At 70.5% G+C, this 17,175-nt stretch carries 18 protein-coding genes; 8 read left to right on the top strand and 10 right to left on the bottom strand.

Annotation, left to right across the window (positions count from 1 at the left end; all coding sequences use genetic code 11):
• Positions 1-152 precede the first annotated feature (152 nt).
• Positions 153-362, top strand: coding sequence for an acyl-CoA carboxylase epsilon subunit (locus tag ACH4OW_RS27955; RefSeq protein ID WP_360131336.1), 210 nt, complete (start codon positions 153-155; stop codon positions 360-362).
• Positions 363-600: 238 nt separating this feature from the next.
• The gene (locus ACH4OW_RS27950; protein WP_360131333.1) at positions 601-1,275 is read left to right on the top strand and encodes a DUF4360 domain-containing protein; all 675 of its coding nucleotides are present in this window, start codon (positions 601-603) and stop codon (positions 1,273-1,275) included.
• 60 nt (positions 1,276-1,335) lie between these two features.
• Here ACH4OW_RS27950 and ACH4OW_RS27945 read toward each other — a convergent pair whose 3' ends face one another.
• From ACH4OW_RS27945 to ACH4OW_RS27910, 8 genes are all read right to left on the bottom strand, one after another.
• Positions 1,336-1,914: an ATP/GTP-binding protein gene (locus tag ACH4OW_RS27945; protein ID WP_073447656.1), complete on the bottom strand. Its 579-nt coding sequence runs from the start codon at positions 1,912-1,914 to the stop codon at positions 1,336-1,338.
• Positions 1,895-2,512, bottom strand: a complete 618-nt coding sequence (locus ACH4OW_RS27940) for a DUF742 domain-containing protein (RefSeq protein ID WP_360131329.1) — start codon at positions 2,510-2,512, stop codon at positions 1,895-1,897. Before ACH4OW_RS27940 ends, ACH4OW_RS27945 begins: the two co-directional genes overlap by 20 nt.
• Positions 2,513-2,596: 84 nt before the next feature.
• On the bottom strand, positions 2,597-3,010 hold the full coding sequence (locus ACH4OW_RS27935) for a roadblock/LC7 domain-containing protein (protein ID WP_018087204.1): 414 nt from the start codon (positions 3,008-3,010) through the stop codon (positions 2,597-2,599).
• A gap of 10 nt (positions 3,011-3,020) precedes the next feature.
• Positions 3,021-6,197, bottom strand: coding sequence for a nitrate- and nitrite sensing domain-containing protein (locus tag ACH4OW_RS27930; protein WP_398030500.1), 3,177 nt, complete (start codon positions 6,195-6,197; stop codon positions 3,021-3,023).
• 420 nt (positions 6,198-6,617) lie between these two features.
• Positions 6,618-7,220, bottom strand: a complete 603-nt coding sequence (locus ACH4OW_RS27925) for an ATP/GTP-binding protein (RefSeq protein WP_360131323.1) — start codon at positions 7,218-7,220, stop codon at positions 6,618-6,620.
• On the bottom strand, positions 7,201-7,611 hold the full coding sequence (locus tag ACH4OW_RS27920; protein ID WP_030682600.1) for a DUF742 domain-containing protein: 411 nt from the start codon (positions 7,609-7,611) through the stop codon (positions 7,201-7,203). Before ACH4OW_RS27920 ends, ACH4OW_RS27925 begins: the two co-directional genes overlap by 20 nt.
• Positions 7,612-7,708: 97 nt before the next feature.
• Entirely contained in the window at positions 7,709-8,122 is a 414-nt protein-coding gene (locus ACH4OW_RS27915; protein ID WP_030018344.1) for a roadblock/LC7 domain-containing protein, read from the bottom strand.
• Between the two features lie 9 nt (positions 8,123-8,131).
• Entirely contained in the window at positions 8,132-11,851 is a 3,720-nt protein-coding gene (locus tag ACH4OW_RS27910; RefSeq protein WP_398030499.1) for a nitrate- and nitrite sensing domain-containing protein, read from the bottom strand.
• Positions 11,852-12,479: 628 nt separating this feature from the next.
• On the opposite strand from ACH4OW_RS27910, the gene ACH4OW_RS27905 reads away from it, so the two are divergent.
• The 3 genes from ACH4OW_RS27905 (at position 12,480) to gltX (ending at position 15,019) form a co-directional block, all read left to right on the top strand.
• Positions 12,480-12,701: a hypothetical protein gene (locus tag ACH4OW_RS27905; RefSeq protein WP_360131317.1), complete on the top strand. Its 222-nt coding sequence runs from the start codon at positions 12,480-12,482 to the stop codon at positions 12,699-12,701.
• Between the two features lie 85 nt (positions 12,702-12,786).
• On the top strand, positions 12,787-13,548 hold the full coding sequence (locus tag ACH4OW_RS27900) for a fumarylacetoacetate hydrolase family protein (RefSeq protein ID WP_360131314.1): 762 nt from the start codon (positions 12,787-12,789) through the stop codon (positions 13,546-13,548).
• Positions 13,541-15,019, top strand: coding sequence for a glutamate--tRNA ligase (gltX, locus tag ACH4OW_RS27895; RefSeq protein ID WP_398030498.1), 1,479 nt, complete (start codon positions 13,541-13,543; stop codon positions 15,017-15,019). Before ACH4OW_RS27900 ends, gltX begins: the two co-directional genes overlap by 8 nt.
• Before the next feature lie 82 nt (positions 15,020-15,101).
• On the opposite strand, the gene ACH4OW_RS27890 is transcribed toward gltX, so the two are convergent.
• The gene (locus tag ACH4OW_RS27890) at positions 15,102-15,437 is read right to left on the bottom strand and encodes a DUF6247 family protein (RefSeq protein WP_398030497.1); all 336 of its coding nucleotides are present in this window, start codon (positions 15,435-15,437) and stop codon (positions 15,102-15,104) included.
• A gap of 11 nt (positions 15,438-15,448) precedes the next feature.
• Positions 15,449-15,748, bottom strand: coding sequence for a hypothetical protein (locus tag ACH4OW_RS27885; protein ID WP_398030496.1), 300 nt, complete (start codon positions 15,746-15,748; stop codon positions 15,449-15,451).
• A 142-nt stretch (positions 15,749-15,890) separates the two neighbouring features.
• Between ACH4OW_RS27885 and ACH4OW_RS27880 the strand changes: the two genes are divergently transcribed.
• From ACH4OW_RS27880 to ACH4OW_RS27870, 3 genes are read left to right on the top strand one after another with little or no spacing between them, the layout of a single operon-like run.
• Positions 15,891-16,742: a helix-turn-helix domain-containing protein gene (locus ACH4OW_RS27880; RefSeq protein WP_398030495.1), complete on the top strand. Its 852-nt coding sequence runs from the start codon at positions 15,891-15,893 to the stop codon at positions 16,740-16,742.
• Positions 16,743-16,752: 10 nt separating this feature from the next.
• Positions 16,753-16,941, top strand: coding sequence for a DUF397 domain-containing protein (locus ACH4OW_RS27875; protein ID WP_398030494.1), 189 nt, complete (start codon positions 16,753-16,755; stop codon positions 16,939-16,941).
• Positions 16,938-17,132 carry a DUF397 domain-containing protein gene (locus tag ACH4OW_RS27870; RefSeq protein WP_360131302.1) on the top strand — a complete coding sequence of 65 codons (195 nt, stop codon included), beginning with the start codon at positions 16,938-16,940 and terminating at the stop codon, positions 17,130-17,132. Before ACH4OW_RS27875 ends, ACH4OW_RS27870 begins: the two co-directional genes overlap by 4 nt.
• Positions 17,133-17,175 lie beyond the last annotated feature (43 nt).

The following is a 17,175-nucleotide window of genomic DNA, read 5'->3' as shown; positions in this document are numbered from 1 at the left end:
CCGAAACCCGCCAGGTCCTCATCCGCTCCCTGGACATGCTCCGCAACAAGCACGCCGACCTGCCCGCCCGCAAACACGGCAACCCACCCCAGTAACCGGCGCGCAGTACCGACCACCCACCGACCGGACCTTACGCAGACCGGAGAAACGACGTGACCACTCCCGTTCAGACCAGCCCCATCCGCGTGGAGAAGGGCGACGCCAGCGAGGAAGAGCTGGCGGCGCTGACCGCCGTCCTGCTCGCCCGCGCCGCCCACCGGCCGGCCGCCGCCGTCCCGGGCCGCCGGAGCGCCACCACCGCCCGCTGGCGCCGTCTGGAGCGCCAGCACGGCTTCCAGAGCGCGGGCAGCTGGCAGCGCTGAGCCGCACCGTCGGCGCGGGGGCCCGGTACTCGTACGAGTACCGGGCCCCCGCGCTTTCTTCGTGTACCGCACACAGTTCCTGCGGCGGCCGAAACAAGGCGTAGGTTCGCACCGACTCTCGGGGCGACAGGTGTGCATTCCGTGATCCACGTGCTGGCATGCGCTCGTCATTCCACTTCCGGCGTCCCCGCACCGCCGAGGCCGGGAGCGGACCCCAGCACGACCGGAAGGAATGCCCATGTTCCGCACACTGGGTGCCGGTGCCGCCGCGGCATCGCTCGCGCTCCTCGCCGGGTCGGCGTCCCCCGCCTCCGCACAGACAGCCCCCCGGTACGGCGAAGAGGCGCCGCCGACCGGCCAGATCACCATCACGATCGCCACCGTCAACGGGTCGGGCTGCCGCCCCGGCAGCGCCGCGGTCGCCGTCGCACCCGACAACACCGCGTTCACCGTGACGTACAGCGAGTACCTCGCCCAGGCCGGCAAGGACTCCAGACCCACGGACTCCCGCAAGAACTGCCAGATCGCGCTGCGCGTGCACGTCCCCCAGGGCTTCACCTACGCCATCGCCAAGGCCGACTACCGCGGCTACGCCCAGCTCGCGCCCGGCGCCGTGGGCCTGGAACAGGCGGGCTACTACTTCCAGGGCAGCTCGCAGACCAACCGCGCGAGCCACCGCTTCACCGGCCCGTACGACACCAACTGGCAGACCTCGGACGAGACGGCCATCGACGCGCTGGTCTACGCCCCCTGCGGCGAGCAGCGCTACTTCAACATCAACACCGAGCTGCGGGTGGACGCCAAGAGCTCCGACCCGAAGCTCACCAGCTTCATGGCGATGGACTCCACCGACGGCAGCATCAACACCAAGTACCACTTCGCGTGGAAGCAGTGCCCCAAGCCGGGGGCGTGACGGTACGGCTGAGGGCCCCGCGCACCTCGTGTGCGCGGGGCCCGTGCGTGCCGTGCCGGCTCAGCGGAGGCGGGCCATCAGAGCGTGCTCGACCAGGGTGATCAGGGCGCTCTTGGCCTCGCTGCGGTGGCGGGCGTCGGTGGTGATGATGGGGGCGTCGGGGCCGATCTGGAGGGCCTCGCGTACCTCGTCGGGCGTGTACGGCTGGTGGCCGTCGAAGCCGTTGAGGGCGATCACGAAGGGCAGGCCGCTGTTCTCGAAGTAGTCGACCGCGGGGAAGCAGTCGGCGAGCCGGCGGGTGTCCACGAGCACGACGGCGCCGATGGCGCCGCGTACCAGGTCGTCCCACATGAACCAGAACCGGTCCTGACCCGGCGTACCGAAGAGGTACAGGATCAGGTCCTGGTCCAGGGTGATGCGGCCGAAGTCCATGGCCACCGTGGTGGTGGTCTTGTCCGGCGCGTGCGTGAGGTCGTCGATGCCGGCCGACGCCGAGGTCATCACGGCTTCGGTGCGCAGCGGGTTGATCTCTGAGACGGCCCCGACGAACGTGGTCTTGCCCACGCCGAAGCCGCCCGCCACCACGATCTTCGCGGAGGTGGTGGAGCGGGCTGCACCGCTAGAGCTTGCGAAGTCCACTGAGCACCCTTTCGAGCAGTGTCACATCTGGCTGTCCGCCGGCGGTCTCGTCCCCGCCGGGCTGATGGATGGCGACGAGCCCGGCCTCCGCCAGGTCGGCGACGAGGATTCGGGCGACGCCGAGGGGGATGGAGAGGAGGGCCGAGATCTCGGCCACTGACTTGATCTCGCGGCAGAGGTGGCAGATGCGCTGGTGCTCCGGCAGTTGGCCCTGCAGCCTGGCGGGGTCGGCGGTCGTGCTGACCAGCGCCTCGATGGCGAGCTGGTAGCGCGGCCTGGTCCGGCCTCCGGTCATGGCGTACGGGCGCACGAGCGGGTTGCTCGTGCCCCCGGCGGGGCCCGACGGCGCGCGCCGCTGGGGCTGCACCGGCTGGATGCGGGGCGCCCGCGGCTGCTCGTACCCCGACGGCTCGTACGGCTGCCGGGAGTCGTACGGCTGCCGCTGCTGGTACGGCTGCTGGGGCTGCGGCGGCTGTGGTGGCCGCTGCTGCCGACGGCTGGGCGCGGAGGGAAAGTTGAAGCGGTTGTGATGGGTGTCGCCCTGGGGCCCGGACTGCTGTCCGGGTCCGTACGGGTATCCGCTCGGGGGCGTTGCCACGTTTCCTCCTCCAACTTGCCATTCTGACGCCGGTCGCGCCACCGCACCCTATGGCGCGGTGGCGAGAAACGCACTGCCTGTCTGTTAGTTGAGAAGGCTGCCCTGCAGTTCCGCGCGCAGGTCGGGCGTCAGCACGGTGCCCGCGCGGTCGACCAGCAGGGCCATCTCGTAACCGACGAGGCCGATGTCGCACTCGGGGTGCGCCAGTACGGCCAGCGACGATCCGTCCGAGACGGACATGATGAAGAGGAAGCCGCGCTCCATCTCCACCACGGTCTGGTTGACGCTCCCGCCTTCGAAGATGCGGGAGGCGCCGGAGGTCAGCGAGGTGAGGCCGGAGGCCACCGCCGCCAACTGATCGGCTCTGTCCCGAGGGAAGCCCTCGGACATGGCGAGGAGGAGACCGTCCGCGGAGACCACGACCGTGTGGGACACACCGGGGGTGTTGTCCACGAAGTTGGTGATCAACCAGTTCAGGTTCTGCGCCGCCTGGCTCATCGGGCTCACACTAACGCTCCTGATCGTAGGTGCTGCCGGGGCCGAAGCCCTGTTGGTCATTCTGGGGGACCTCCGAGTGGTCCGTGCCCACGTTGCGTCCCTGTTGTACCCCGCGCCGCAGGTTGCTGAGCCGGCCGCGGACGTCCTCAGGTGCACGGGAGACCTGCGGGCCGCCCTGCGGGCTCTGCTCCGCCGTGCCCTCGACCAGGTTGGCCTTGGGCACCCGCCGGGGCAGACCGGAGGAAGTGACTCCGCCCGCCTTCGGCTCGCGCAGCCGCTCCGCCCGCTGCCAGCGCTCGTCGTTGGCCGAGCGCCACTCGGAGTCGTCCGTGCCGGACTCCGGCGCGTTCCCCTGCGGGGCGCCCGCCGGGTCCTCCTGGGCACGGGGCCTGGAGGACGCCTCCTCGAACGGCTGCCACTGCTGCTGGACATGCGGCTTGCCGGCGGCTCCGCGGCGCGGAAGGCCGGCGTCGGTCAGCGACGGCGGGTCGTTCGGGGTGGGGTCCGGACGGTCGAATGCTACGCGCTCCGGGGCATCCAGGGGAGCGGCCTGCTGATTCCGGTCGGATTCCGTTTCCTGACCGAAATAGCCGGTGGCCGCATTCTGTTCGGGCCAGTCGTCCTGCTGCCGGGGCTCGTAAGGAGCGTACGGCTGCTGGCCGGGGGCCTCGCCGTAACCGTGACCGGGGTACTCCTGGCCCAGTGGCGAACGGCTGTCGTAAGAACCTTGTTCCGGTTCCGCATATGCCTGCCCGGGATACCCCTGGTAGGCCGCGCCACCGGTCTGCGCCTCGTCCTGGAACAGCGGCCGTGCCGGGTCCTGGTACGGCGCGGGCGCGGGGTCGTGCGACCGGCCCTGGAGACCCGCGCCGCCGGTCTGCGCCTCCAGCGCCGCACGGCGCTCCTCGCGCATCAGCGAGCGGTTGACGGGGTCGAGCGTGGCGCCGTGCGCCCCGTAGCCGGCCTCGTCGAAGCCCAGCTCGGCGGCGGAGCGGCCGTCGCTCTCGTACGCCCCCTGCTGGTGCTCGGGGACGATCCGGGAGACGGTGAAGTCGTCGTCGTGGCCCTCCGCCTCGCCGCCACCGCCGTGGGTGATCGCCTCGGGGAGCATGACGAGGGAGGTGGTGCCGGCCTGCTCGCCGGAGGGGCGCAGCTGGACGCGGATGCCGTGCCGGTCGGCCAGCCGGCCGACCACGAACAGGCCCATGCGCTGGGAGACCGAGGCGTCCACGGTCGGCGGGTTGGCCAGCTTGTGGTTGATGTCCGCGAAGTCCTCGGGGGTCAGCCCGATGCCCTTGTCGTGGATCTCGATCATGACCCGGCCGTCCGGCAGCCGGGTGGCGGCGACCCGCACCTTGGTCTGCGGGGAGGAGAACGTGGTGGCGTTCTCCAGCAGCTCGGAGAGCAGGTGCACGAGGTCGGTCACGGCGGTGCCGTGGATGTCGCCGTCCGGCACGCCGGACAGCTCTATTCGCTCGTACGACTCGACCTCGGAGGTGGCCGCGCGCAGTACGTCGATCAGCGGCACCGGCTGGTTCCAGCGCTGGCCCGGCTCCTCGCCCGCGAGGATGAGGAGGTTCTCGCCGTTGCGCCGCATGCGGGTGGCCAGGTGGTCCATCCGGAAGAGGCTCTCCAGCTGGTCCGGGTCTGCCTCGTTGTTCTCCAGCTCGGTGATCAGGGTGAGCTGACGTTCGATCAGGCCCTGGTTGCGCTGCGAGAGGTTGGTGAAGATCGCGTTGACGTTGCCGCGCAGCAGCGCCTGCTCGGCGGCGAGCCGGACGGCCTCGCGGTGCACCTGGTCGAAGGCGCGGGCGACCTCGCCGATCTCGTCGGTGGTGTGGATCGGGATGGGCTGCACACGGGTGTCGACGCGGCCCGGGTCCGTACGGGAGAGCTGGTCGACCAGGGTCGGCAGCCGCTGCTCGGCGATGCCGAAGGCCGCGGTCCGCAGCTGGCGCATGTTGCGGCTCATCCGGCGCGCCATCATCCCGGCCACCAGGAAGGCGGCGACCAGCGCGGCGATCACGATCGCGGAGTCGATGAAGGTGGACTGCCGGGCGTCGGAGGAGATCTGGGCGGCCTCGTCGACGGCCTTGTCCGCGAGGTCCTTCTCGATGGCGCGGTACATGTCGAACGTGCCGGTCGCCGCGGCGAACCAGGTCTCCGGGGTGATGCCCTGCGCGGCGAGCTGCTGCGGGGACGCGCCGGAAGCGATGGCGGCGACCATCGCGTCGAAGGCCGGCGGGGCCTTGAACTGCTGGCCGGCGTTCTCCGCGCGCTGCTTCGCCTTGGCGACGGCGTCCGCGCTCTGCTTCTTCAGCTTGTCGCCGTCGTTCTTCAGCCGCTGGACGTCCTCGGGAGTGCCACCGGAGGTGTACTCGCCGATCGCGATGTTCTCCAGGTACTTGTACGAGGCGAACGAGGTCAGCTGCTTCTTGTGCTCCTTGCCGCCCTGCGGCGACGCCGGGTCGACCAGCAGGTGCGTACCGATGGAGCGGGTCAGCGACTCGGCGGCCTTGGCCAGCGAGACGGCGTATACCGTGCGGCCGTAGGAGGTGATGTTGCCGGTGCCCAGCCCCAGTTCGTTGGCGAACTCCATCAGGGGGTGCTGGATGGCGACGTAGCCCTCTTCGGTGCGCACGCCGGGCAGCTGCGGGGTGTAGGCGGCCTCGCGCAGCTTCTTGAGGCCGGGCTCGACCTTTTCGAAGGCGGCGAGGCGGCGCTTGAGGCCGTCCTTGTCGGGCATGGCCTTGACCGCGGTGTGGAACTCGGCCGCGGCGGCGTCGGTGGCGGCGCGGGCCTCGCGCACCACCGGCTCGTCGCGCTTGCCGCCGAGCAGCGGCTCGGCGGTGCGGTCGCGCTCGTCGATGATGGCGTGGCTGTAGGCGGCGGCGGCCCGGACCAGCTTGGCGGTGTTCTCGGCGTCCTGGGCTTCCTGCCAGGTCTCGACCGAGTTGTTCACGCGCAGGCCGCCGAAGACCAGGGCGACGAGCACGGGAATGAGCAGGATCGCGTTCAGCCGGGTAGCCACCCGCCAGTTGCGCGGGGAGAACCGTCCGCCGCTCACGGGGACGGTGGCGACCGGGCTTTCGGACGCGCCGGCAGCCGGAGCCGCGCTGTGCGACGGCGGCGTGAAGTTGCCCCGCCGCGCTTCCTGCGGCTCGGGGCCCGACTTGCTTCGCCTCACTCGACCAACAACCTCTCGGCGCCGGCACCGCACCCTTTGCGCTGTGCCGTTTTCTTCAGGGCGTTACTACTCCGGAGTTCAGCGAATTTCAGCACGTCAGGACCGTGCGTTCCAAACACTGGGGAAAGGGGGAGCAGCTCGCCGAGCGCGTCAGATAAAAGGGGCGTTAAGGGCGAGGGACGGCAAAAGGCGAGAGGATTGTGAGCACAGCGGAGCCGCGTGTGCGCGCCGGGTGTCGGCGGCGGATGAATTCTCTGTCGAAACGTTATGAACGGCACCGGCGGCGTGTCCAAGGACACAGATCCAATGCCGCCGTACGGGAACCGGGGCCCGCCCGGGACCTTTCCGGCGCCGGGCGGCGCCGGTCAGGACTCTCATTGCCCGAGGCAACTTACTTTCGGGCGAAGCGACTTGGGGAAGTCACTTGAGGCGGGCCATCAGGGCGTGCTCGACGAGAGTGATGAGAGCGCTCTTGGCCTCGCTGCGGTGGCGGGCGTCGGTGGTGATGATGGGGGCGTCGGGGCCGATCTGGAGGGCCTCGCGTACCTCGTCGGGCGTGTACGGCTGGTGGCCGTCGAAGCCGTTGAGGGCGATCACGAAGGGCAGGCCGCTGTTCTCGAAGTAGTCGACGGCCGCGAAGCAGTCGGCGAGCCGGCGGGTGTCCACGAGCACGACGGCGCCGATGGCGCCGCGTACCAGGTCGTCCCACATGAACCAGAACCGGTCCTGACCCGGCGTACCGAAGAGGTACAGGATCAGGTCCTGGTCCAGGGTGATACGGCCGAAGTCCATCGCCACGGTCGTCGTGGTCTTGTCCTGCACGTGGCTCAGGTCGTCGATCCCCGCCGAGGCGGAGGTCATCACGGCCTCCGTACGCAGCGGGTTGATCTCCGACACGGCCCCGACGAAGGTCGTCTTGCCCACGCCGAAGCCGCCCGCGACCACGATCTTCGCGGAGGTGGTGGACCCGCCGCCGCCCCGGGCGGCGGCGGGACCGGCGCCGTCAGAGCTTGCGAAGTCCACTGAGCACCCTTTCCAGCAGCGTCACGTCGGGCGTGCCGCCGGCCTCGGTGCCGCCACCCGGCTGGTGGATCGCCACCATGCCGGCCTCCGCCAGGTCCGCGACCAGGATGCGGGCCACACCCAGCGGGATGTGCAGCAGGGCCGAGACCTCGGCGACCGACTTCACCTCGCGGGTCAGGTGGCAGATGCGCTGGTGCTCGGGCAGCAGGCCGGGCAGCTGGGACGGGTCGGCGGTCGTGCTGACCAGCGCCTCGATGGCGAGCTGGTAGCGCGGCCGGGTCCGTCCCCCGGTCATGGCGTACGGGCGGACCAGCGGCTGGTCACCTTCGCCCCCGTACGGCGCTTGGCTGTAGGCGCCGTACGGGCCGGGCGAGGCAGGTGGCGGGGTCATGGGGTCCTCCGGACGGGACAACTGACTGTCGTCGGGTTGGGCCGGTGGGGGGTGCGGCACGGTGGTCGGTCGGTCGGGTCGTGACGTTCGGCGGGACTCAGTGCAGCAGGCTGCCCTGGAGTTCGGCGCGCAGGTCGGGCGTCAGCACGGTGCCCGCGCGGTCGACCAGCAGGGCCATCTCGTAACCGACGAGGCCGATGTCGCACTCGGGGTGCGCCAGTACGGCCAGCGACGATCCGTCCGAGACGGACATGATGAAGAGGAAGCCGCGCTCCATCTCCACCACGGTCTGGTTGACCACGCCGCCCTCGAAGATGCGGGACGCACCGGAGGTCAGCGAGGTCAGCCCGGAGGCCACCGCGGCCAGCTGGTCGGCCCGGTCGCGGGGGAAGCCGTCGGACATGGCGAGGAGCAGTCCGTCCGCGGAGACCACCACCGTGTGGGACACACCGGGGGTGTTGTCCACGAAGTTGGTGATCAACCAGTTCAGATTCTGCGCCGCCTGGCTCATCGGACTCAACTAACGCTCCTGCTGGTGAGTGGGGTCGACAATGCCGTGATTGCCGGTGGAGTGATTCTCCTCGGCCCGGTAACGGCCTTGCTGGATACCCCGTCGAAGATTGGTCAGCCGGCCGCGTACGTCGTCGGGCGCACGCGAGACCTGCGGACCGGTCTGGTGGGACTGCTGCTGCGCGGTGCCGGCGACCAGGTTGGCCTTGGGCACCCGGCGGGGCAGTCCGGAGGTGGTGACGCCGCCGGCGGCGGGCTGGCGGATCTGCTCCGCCTGCCGCCAGCGCTCGTCGTTGGGCGAGGCGCGCCACTGTCCCTGCGCACGGTCGCCGTCCTGGCCGGCACCCCCGAGCCCGGCACCGGGCGTGGCGGAGGGCTCCCGGCGCGGCAGCGGCGGCACCTCGGAACGGTCGGCCGGCGGGCTCGCCGGCTCCTCTGCGGCCTGCTGCGGCACACCGGCCGCGGCGGACGCCGGAGTGTTGAACCAGTTCGACTCGATCGTGTCGAAGATCGGCGTGCGGCCGTCGCCCGGGCCCGTGGGCGAGCTGCCGCCGAGCGGGTCGCCGTCGGCCGGACGCTGCCGGTCCTGCGGCTGCGCGGGGAACTCCCCGGTGTCCTGCCGCGGCGCTTCCTGCGGGTCGGCGGGCAGCGTGAACTCGCCGGTGCCCTGGCCGCCCTGCTGCTGCGGCGCGCCGCCGCCGAAGGCGTTGCCGCCCTCGAAAGCGCTGCCGCGGCCGTCGGTGTCGTAGCCGCCGTTCTGGAACGCGTTGCCGCCGTACGAACCCTCGCCGAAGCCGCCGGCCTCGGGGCGGGCGAACTGCCCGGTGTCGCCGGGGCCCTGCTGCGCGCCGTTCGGGTCGGCGGGCAGCGTGAACTCGCCGGTGTTCTGGTCGCCGCGCTGCGGCGCGCCGCCGAAGGCGTCCGCGCCGGGCGCCGGGGCGTCGAAGTCGGGACGGGCGAACTCCGCCGTGTCACCGGGGCCGCCGGCCGCCGGAGCGGCGAAGGTGCCGGTGGTCTCCGGCTCCTCGTGGCCGCGCGGCCGGTCCTGCGCCTCGCGGGGCGTCATCGGCCAGTCGTCCGAGGCACCGCGCTCGCGGCGGGCACCCCAGCTCGTGGTGCCCGGCTGCTGCGCACCGCCGGCGGCGTCCGCGCCGCCGGTCAGCTCGGCCGGCGCGCCGCGCTGCGGCAGCTGGGGCCGCTCGTCGCGGTGGGGCGCGCCCGTGGGCGGCGCCACCGTCGGCAGCTGCGAGGTGTCACCGGCACCGGTGCCCGCGCCCGTACCCGCGTTCGCACCGGTCGGCGCGCCACGGGTCGGCAGGGCCGGACGTCCGCCGCTCTGCTGCCCCGCGGCGGGCGCGCTCTTCGCGGGCCCCGCGCCGGGCGCGTTGTTCTGACGGCCGCCCGGGGCACCGAACGCGCCGGGGCCGCCCTGGCCGCCGGGACCGCCGCGGCCCGGCAGCGCCGGACGCGCGCCGCCCGCGCCGACCTGGCCACGCGGCTGGAGACCGGCGAGCCGGTTGGCGGAGGCGTTCGGGGTGTTGGGCACGCCCTCGCCGTGACCGGCGCCGGGGCCGCCCTTGCCGCCCGGCTGCGGCTTCTTGCCGCCCTGGGCGACATCGACCGGCAGCATGACCAGCGCCGTCGTACCGCCCGAGTCGGACGGCCGCAGCTGGATACGGATGCCGTGCCGCAGCGACAGGCGGCCGACCACGAACAGGCCCATGCGGCGGGAGACGGAGACGTCCACCGTCGGCGGGCTGGCCAGCCGCTCGTTGATCGCGGACAGGTCCTCGGGCGACAGGCCGATGCCGGTGTCGTGGATCTCGACCAGCACCCGGCCGTCGGGCAGCGCGTGACCGGTGACCTTGACCTTGGTCTGGGGGGAGGAGAACGAGGTGGCGTTCTCCAGCAGCTCGGCGAGCAGGTGCACGAGGTCGTTGACGACGCGGCCCGCGACCTCGGTCTGCGGCACGGCGCTCAGCTCGATGCGCTCGTACTGCTCCACCTCGGACGCGGCGGCACGCAGGACGTCGACCAGCGGCACCGGGCGCGTCCAGCGGCGGCCCGGCTCCTCGCCCGCGAGGACGAGGAGGTTCTCACCGTTACGGCGCATACGCGTCGCGAGGTGGTCCAGCTTGAACAGGGAGGACAGCTGGTCCGGGTCGGCCTCGCGGGACTCCAGCTCGGAGATCAGCGACAGCTGGCGCTGGATCAGGCCCTGGCTGCGGCGCGAGAGGTTGGTGAACATCGCGTTGACGTTGCCCCGCAGCAGCGCCTGCTCGGACGCCAGGCGGACGGCTTCGCGGTGCACGTCGTCGAAGGCCGCGGCCACCTTGCCGATCTCGTCCCGGCTGTGCACGCCGACCGACTCGACGGAGGTGTCCACGTCCTGCGGGTCCGCCTCGGACAGCTGCTTGACCAGCTCGGGCAGGCGCTCCTGGGAGACCTTCTGCGCGGTGTCCTGGAGGCGGCGCAGCGAGCGCACCATGGACCGGGAGACGACGAACGCGCCGACGAGCGAGATGCCCAGGACGAGCAGGATCATCGCACCGTTGAGGATGGCTTCCTGCGTCGCCTCGTTGCGCAGCTCGCGCGACTTCTGCTCCATCTGCGAGAGCAGCGAGCTCTCGATCTTCTTCATCTCGTCGAGCTTGACGGTGTCGGTGTCGTACCAGTCGAGGTACTTGTAGTCCTCGCTGCGGATACCGCCGTCGCTGGCGAACGTCCGGTGCGCGAAGGCGACGGCCGCCTTGATGTCGTCGTTGTTGCCGTCCAGGCCCTTGGTGAGGTCGGTGGCGCCGACGGAGATCTGGGAGAAGCGGTCGCGGGCCGCCTTCTCGTTGTCCTCGGCGGTACGGCCGGCCAGCCGGTCGTTGGCGGACAGCTGCGGGCCGCCCTTGTGCGCGAGGCCGGCGCTGACCAGCGCGCGCTGCATCGACGCGTACTCCTTGGCGGAGGAGAACGCCGCCAGCGCGCGGGTGCTGCGGATCATCTCCGGGTTGCTGGTCGCCTGCGCCATGTCCTGGGACAGCGCGAGCAGCGAGTTGATCAGCTGGTTGTAGCTGCTGACCGTACGCGCGGAGTTGTCGGCGTCCTTGTACGCGTTGTTGCGGATCTCGCTGAGGGTGTTCAGCTGGCGCCCGATGTCCAGCAGGGTCGCCTGCACGCCGGCCATCGTCGGGTCGTCGCGCTGGACGTCACCGGTGGCCTTGTTGAACGCCTGCTTGGCGCGGTCGGTCGCCTCACGGGGGGCGACGACGTTCGCGTCGTCCTTGACGTTGCCGCTGCCGGCGATCGGACCCGCCGACTTGTCCCGCTCGATCTGCAGCGCGTCGGCCAGCTCGGTCGCCTGCCGCGTCATCTCGGTGAGCAGCTGCATCTTGTCGAGCTGGTCCATGTTCTCCAGGGAGTTGGAGATACGCATGCCACCCAGCGTCGTCGCGGCGATGACGGGGAGGGCCAGCAGGGAGACCAGACGGGTGCTGATGCGCCAGTTGCGCATGGCTATTCGGGCGCCGGGGCCGCTCGGCTCCTTGGCGCCCTTCGACGGCTTGGCCGAGCCGTCGCCGTCGGCGGAGTCACCGCCCGGCGTCCGGCCGCCGGCCGGCAGACCGCCCGCCGGGCCGTTGCCCTGGGCATGCTGGGGCGAGGAGGCGCGGTCGCTTCCGCCGCGCAGCTCCGGGTCCGCCGCAGCTTCCCCTTGGCCCTGGCGGGCCTGGGGAGACCCCATGCCATCCCTCTTGAAACGTCCCTGCACTAGCGTCGCAACCTCTGGACCAGGCGTCCCTCCGCGTGAACGGCGGGACGGTTGTCGAGTCGTAGGGGGCCGGGCCCCCGTTTGGCGGTCGTGAGTGACCGGCGGGCTACCCCCTCTGGCCGAGAGAGCGGCACCACCGCGCGGCGCTTCGCTGCGCCTCCTGCGCGCCGTCCGGCTGAAACCTGCGGCGGTCCGTGGAATTCCAGCACAGTGCAGGATCTCCAACAAGGGCGGCGCCGCCCGCTGTGACATGCGTGACGCAATGTACGGAACGCGTCACAACACGTAGAGAGTGACACAGTCGATAACGGACTTATGTCCGCGAGTCGCTCGCCCGCAACCCCTGTCCCAGGTGCGGTGATCGGGAGCGGAACATGCGCTTCAATCCAGCAATGTCCGTTTCGCCCCTGGATATTGATCATGAGAATTGCGGCATTTGTCACACACTTCGTGAGGAAACTCACAGGTTCCATGCCGACTTTCCCGGGGCGGCGCGGGGAATAGCGCGCTTAGCCTGACGCTTTACACAGTTGCCCGAAATGACAAGGCCCCAATCCTGAGGCGGCCCTGTTTCCCGACGTCCTTACGCGAGGCATGAGCAGTGAAGACCACGATGATGTTCCGCAACATAGCCAACCCGCGGCGCACCACCCTCGCGCATCTGAAGGATGCCGACGAGCTCCGCGGCGCCGCGGCCGAAGCACCGGAGCACCCCGTAGAGCTGCCCAACCAGACCGCCAACCCGCGCCGCACCGTCCTGATGGAAGCCCCCGCACCGCAGACCGTCCCCGCGCAGGCCGGCGCCCAGGACACGGCCGTCTGACGAAGGGGAAGCGGGCCGGCCGCGCCCCCGCGATAGCCTGGAGTGTCAACTCCGGCCAGTGATCTATGAGGGGCAGCGGCAACCCGTGCGCATCGCCAGATTCTCCATCGACGGCAACGTCGGCTTCGGCGTCCTCGACGGCGACGACATCGACGTCATCAAGGGACACCCCTTCGCGGAATTCGAGCGCTCGGGTCACAAGGTCCCCCTCGAAAAGGTCCGCCTGCTGCCGCCGGTCCTGCCCAACAAGGTCGTCGCGGTCGGCCGCAACTACGCCGAACACGCCCGCGAGCTGGACAACGCGGTCCCGGACGTGCCGGTCACCTTCTTCAAGCCCTCCACCTCGGTGGTCGGCCCCGGTGACCCCGTCGTGTACCCCTCCTTCTCCCAGGAGGTGCACCACGAGGCGGAGCTCGCCGTCGTCATCGGCCGCATGTGCCGCGAGGTCCCGCGCGAACGCGTCAAGGACGTCGTCCTCGGCTACACCTGCGCCAACGACATCACCGCCCGCGACGTGCAAAAGCGCGAAGGGCAGTGGGCGCGGGCCAAGGGCTTCGACACCTCCTGCCCGCTCGGCCCCTGGGTCGAGACCGAGCTGGACCCGAGCGACCTGACGATCATGTGCACCGTCAACGGCGAGCAACGCCAGCTCGGCCGCACGAGCGAGATGATCCGCTCCGTCGAGGACCTGATCGTGCACATCACCGAGGCGATGACGCTGCTCCCCGGCGACGTCGTCCTCACGGGCACCCCGGCCGGGGTCGGCCCCCTCCAGGACGGCGACGAGGTCGCCGTCCACATCGAAGGCATCGGCACTCTCACCAACAAGGTGATCAAGCGTGGCTAACGCGACCCCCGTCCGCGTCCGTTTCTGTCCCTCCCCGACCGGCAACCCCCACGTGGGCCTGGTCCGCACCGCCCTGTTCAACTGGGCCTTCGCCCGGCACACCCAGGGCACCATGGTCTTCCGCATCGAGGACACCGACGCGGCCCGCGACTCCGAGGAGTCCTACAACCAGCTGCTCGACTCGATGCGCTGGCTGGGCCTGGACTGGGACGAGGGCCCCGAGATCGGCGGCCCCCACGCGCCGTACCGCCAGTCCCAGCGCATGGACCTCTACAAGGACGTCGCGCAGAAGCTGCTGGACGCCGGCCACGCCTACAAGTGCTACTGCTCCACCGCCGAACTGGACGCCCGCCGCGAGGCCGCCCGCGCCGCCGGCAAGCCCTCCGGCTACGACGGCAAGTGCCGGGTGCTGACGGCCGACGAGATCACCGCGTACGAGGCCGAGGGCCGCGAGCCGATCGTCCGCTTCCGCATGCCGGACGAGCCGATCACCTTCACCGACCTGGTACGCGGCGAACTGACCTTCACCCCGGAGAACGTCCCGGACTACGGCATCCTCCGCGCCAACGGCGCCCCCCTCTACACGCTCGTCAACCCGGTCGACGACGCCCTGATGGAGATCACCCACGTCCTGCGCGGCGAGGACCTGCTCTCCTCCACCCCCCGCCAGGTGGCCCTGTACAAGGCCCTGATCGAACTGGGCATCGCCAAGTCCGTCCCCCTCTTCGGCCACCTCCCCTACGTCATGGGCGAGGGCAACAAGAAGCTCTCGAAGCGCGACCCGCAGGCGTCCCTGAACCTCTACCGCGAGCGCGGCTTCCTCCCCGAGGGCCTCCTCAACTACCTCTCCCTCCTCGGCTGGTCCTTCTCCGCCGACCAGGACGTCTTCTCCATCGACGAAATGGTCGCGGCCTTCGACATCGCCGACGTCAACGCCAACCCGGCCCGCTTCGACCTCAAGAAGGCCGAAGCGATCAACGCCGACCACATCCGCCGCCTGGACGTGAAGGCGTTCATCGAAGCCTGCCGCCCCTGGCTCCAGGCCCCCCACGCCAACTGGGACCCGGCCGACTTCGACGAGGCGGCCTGGCAGGCCATCGCCCCGCACGCCCAGACCCGCCTGACGGTCCTCTCCGACATCACCGCCAACGTCGACTTCCTCTTCCGCAAGGAGCCGGTCGAGGACGAGGCGTCCTGGGCCAAGGCGATGAAGGGCGACCCGGTGGCCCTCCTCACCACCGCCCGCGAGAAGCTGGCCGGCGCCGACTGGTCCAGCGCCGACTCCCTCAAGGAAGCCGTCCTCGCCGCCGGCGAGGCCCATGGCCTCAAGCTCGGCAAGGCCCAGGCCCCGGTCCGCGTGGCCGTCACGGGCCGCACGGTCGGCCTCCCGCTCTTCGAGTCCCTTGAGGTTCTCGGCAAGGAGCGGACCCTGGCCCGCATCGACGCGGCACTGGCGAAGCTGGGCGCGTAACGCGCGGCGGATCTCATGCCGTACGCCGAAGGGGCGGCCACCGAGTGTCGGTGGCCGCCCCTTCGTATGGCGTGGGGCCGGGTCACACAGTCACCGGACCGACGTCGATCGGACGGTTCTCGGCGTCGTACGCGTTGCCCTCGGCGTCCCGGAAGACCATGCCTGCCGTGTCCCCTTCCGCCAGGCGCTTGGCCATCTGCTCCACCTGATCCAGGTAGCCGGGCGTCGCACACGCGCAAGCGAAAGGGAACCACTTGTCGACAACCCGGTCCAGCCCCGCACGATCGAACTCCGCCGCCGCGCTGAGCCAGTCCTGCTCGAAGTACCGCAGCCAGTCCGGCCGCCGCTGCAACGCCGTGCGGATGGCGTCCGGAGTCCGCTCGCAGGCGGTCCGATCCACTTCGATCTCTCTGCCCATGGCCGGCGACCTCACGCCCCCGGCCAGACGACGCTCCCGAGACTCCCCGGCCGCATCGACACGAACCGGGCCGCCCGCTCCGGCGCCGCCACCGACATCCGGAAGCCACCCTCCACGGCGGCGACATCCGCCCGCCCGTCCTCGTAGGCGAGCCCCCAGGCGGCGATCCGAGCATCCCGAAAACCGCCGACGCCGTACTCCTCGACGACGGCGAAGAGGCGAGGCGCGGTGGCGTCGACCAGTTCTTGGATCTCCCGCCCGAACCCGTCAGGTGGGTCGGGGAGGGGCGGGGGTGGGGATACGGTGGTCATGTGAAGTCTCCTGTCATCGCGAGGAGTTGATGACTCAACGTTAGCCACTTCGTGATAGCTCTATCCCGAAGAAGCTGATAGTTCTTGGAATTTCACTGGTGTGGGGTACGTCTTGCACATGCGTGCACTGAGAGGGGGACCCTTGGCGACAGCCATGCCGCCGACCTTGCGGCAGCGCCGCCTGGGCGCCGAGCTACGCAAACTGCGGGAACAGGCCGGGCTGACATCTACGGAGGCGGCGGCCAGGGTCGGCATCCAGCAGGCCCGCATGAGCATGATCGAGGCCGGGCGGTACGGGGTGAGTGCGGACCGTGTACGGGCCATGGCTCACACGTACGCCTGCGATGACGCTGGGCTGACCGAAGCGCTTGGCGACATGACGGGGCGCCGCAGTCGCGGCTGGTGGGACGAATACCGCGAGCTCCTTCCCGTGGCCTTGGTGGAGGTCGCAGAGCTCGAACACGAGGCCACGGCGCTGCGGGTCGCTGTACTCGTGACCATGCCCGGTCTCTTGCAGACCGCCGAGCATGTCCGTGCCTCGTACGAGCAGAACGTGCCTACGCTTCGCCCGTTCGAGGTCGAGCATCGCACTGCGTTTCGCATCAGGCGGCAAGGTGTCCTGCACGGAGAAGCGCCGGTGCCCTACACGGCGATCATTCACGAAGCCGCTCTGCGGATGGGCATCGGCGGTGTGGACGTCGTGCGCGCACAGCTTCGGCATCTGATCGACATGGGCGAGCACGAGCACGTGACGATTCAGGTCATCCCGTTCGGGCGGGCGGACTTCCCCGCGGCGGGGCAACCGATCACCTACGCGTATGGTCCCGTGCCGCAATTGGACACTGCCCTGCTGGATTACGACCACGGCTGTGAGTTTCTCTTTGCGGAGGCCCAGTTGGCCCGCTACCGGGCGGTACTGGACCGTATGCAGCGGTGCGCACTCGATCCCACCCGGAGTCGCGACCTCGTTCACAGGATCGCGAAGAGTATGTGAGGCCCTGACGATGCACGTGCACCACTGGCAGAAGTCCTCGTACAGCAACGAGGGCGCAAACTGCATATACATCGCCGCCGCGCCCGACGGCACCGTGCGTCTGCGGGAGAGCGACGATCCGAAGGTGACCCTTCTGACCTCCCGCCGGGGGCTGGCCGGGCTCGTAGCGGCCCTCAAGGGAAGGCTGGGTACAGCATGATTCGTCTGAACTGGCAGAAGTCCTCGTACAGCAACGAGGGCGTGAACTGCGTGAACATCGCCGTCGCCCCTGACGGCACCGTGCGCCTCCGGGAGAGCGACGACCCACAAGTGATCCTGTCGGCCACCCGCGACGGGCTGGCCGCCTTGCTGGCGGTGCTTAAGGGGAGCGGTGCGGACGGAATGTCGTAGCCAGGGTTGTCACTGACCGATCGAGACCGGTCCACTCCTGGCA

It is taken from the genome of Streptomyces sp. NPDC017056, from assembly GCF_044332485.1.
GTDB lineage: Bacteria > Actinomycetota > Actinomycetes > Streptomycetales > Streptomycetaceae > Streptomyces.
The sequence above is the reverse complement of the archived record's forward strand: the minus strand, read 5'-3'. Positions and strand labels throughout refer to the sequence as shown.

Excerpts from the sequence above, each read along its gene's own strand:
- ACH4OW_RS27910 (WP_398030499.1), bottom strand. The coding sequence starts at position 11,851 with ATGGGGTCTCCCCAGGCCCGCCAGGGCCAAGGGGAAGCTGCGGCGGAC.
- ACH4OW_RS27890 (WP_398030497.1), bottom strand. The coding sequence starts at position 15,437 with ATGGGCAGAGAGATCGAAGTGGATCGGACCGCCTGCGAGCGGACTCCG.
- ACH4OW_RS27920 (WP_030682600.1), bottom strand. The coding sequence starts at position 7,611 with ATGACCCCGCCACCTGCCTCGCCCGGCCCGTACGGCGCCTACAGCCAA.
- ACH4OW_RS27875 (WP_398030494.1), top strand. The coding sequence starts at position 16,753 with ATGCACGTGCACCACTGGCAGAAGTCCTCGTACAGCAACGAGGGCGCA.
- ACH4OW_RS27870 (WP_360131302.1), top strand. The coding sequence starts at position 16,938 with ATGATTCGTCTGAACTGGCAGAAGTCCTCGTACAGCAACGAGGGCGTG.
- ACH4OW_RS27950 (WP_360131333.1), top strand. The coding sequence starts at position 601 with ATGTTCCGCACACTGGGTGCCGGTGCCGCCGCGGCATCGCTCGCGCTC.
- ACH4OW_RS27935 (WP_018087204.1), bottom strand. The coding sequence starts at position 3,010 with ATGAGCCAGGCGGCGCAGAACCTGAACTGGTTGATCACCAACTTCGTG.
- ACH4OW_RS27885 (WP_398030496.1), bottom strand. The coding sequence starts at position 15,748 with ATGACCACCGTATCCCCACCCCCGCCCCTCCCCGACCCACCTGACGGG.
- ACH4OW_RS27915 (WP_030018344.1), bottom strand. The coding sequence starts at position 8,122 with ATGAGCCAGGCGGCGCAGAATCTGAACTGGTTGATCACCAACTTCGTG.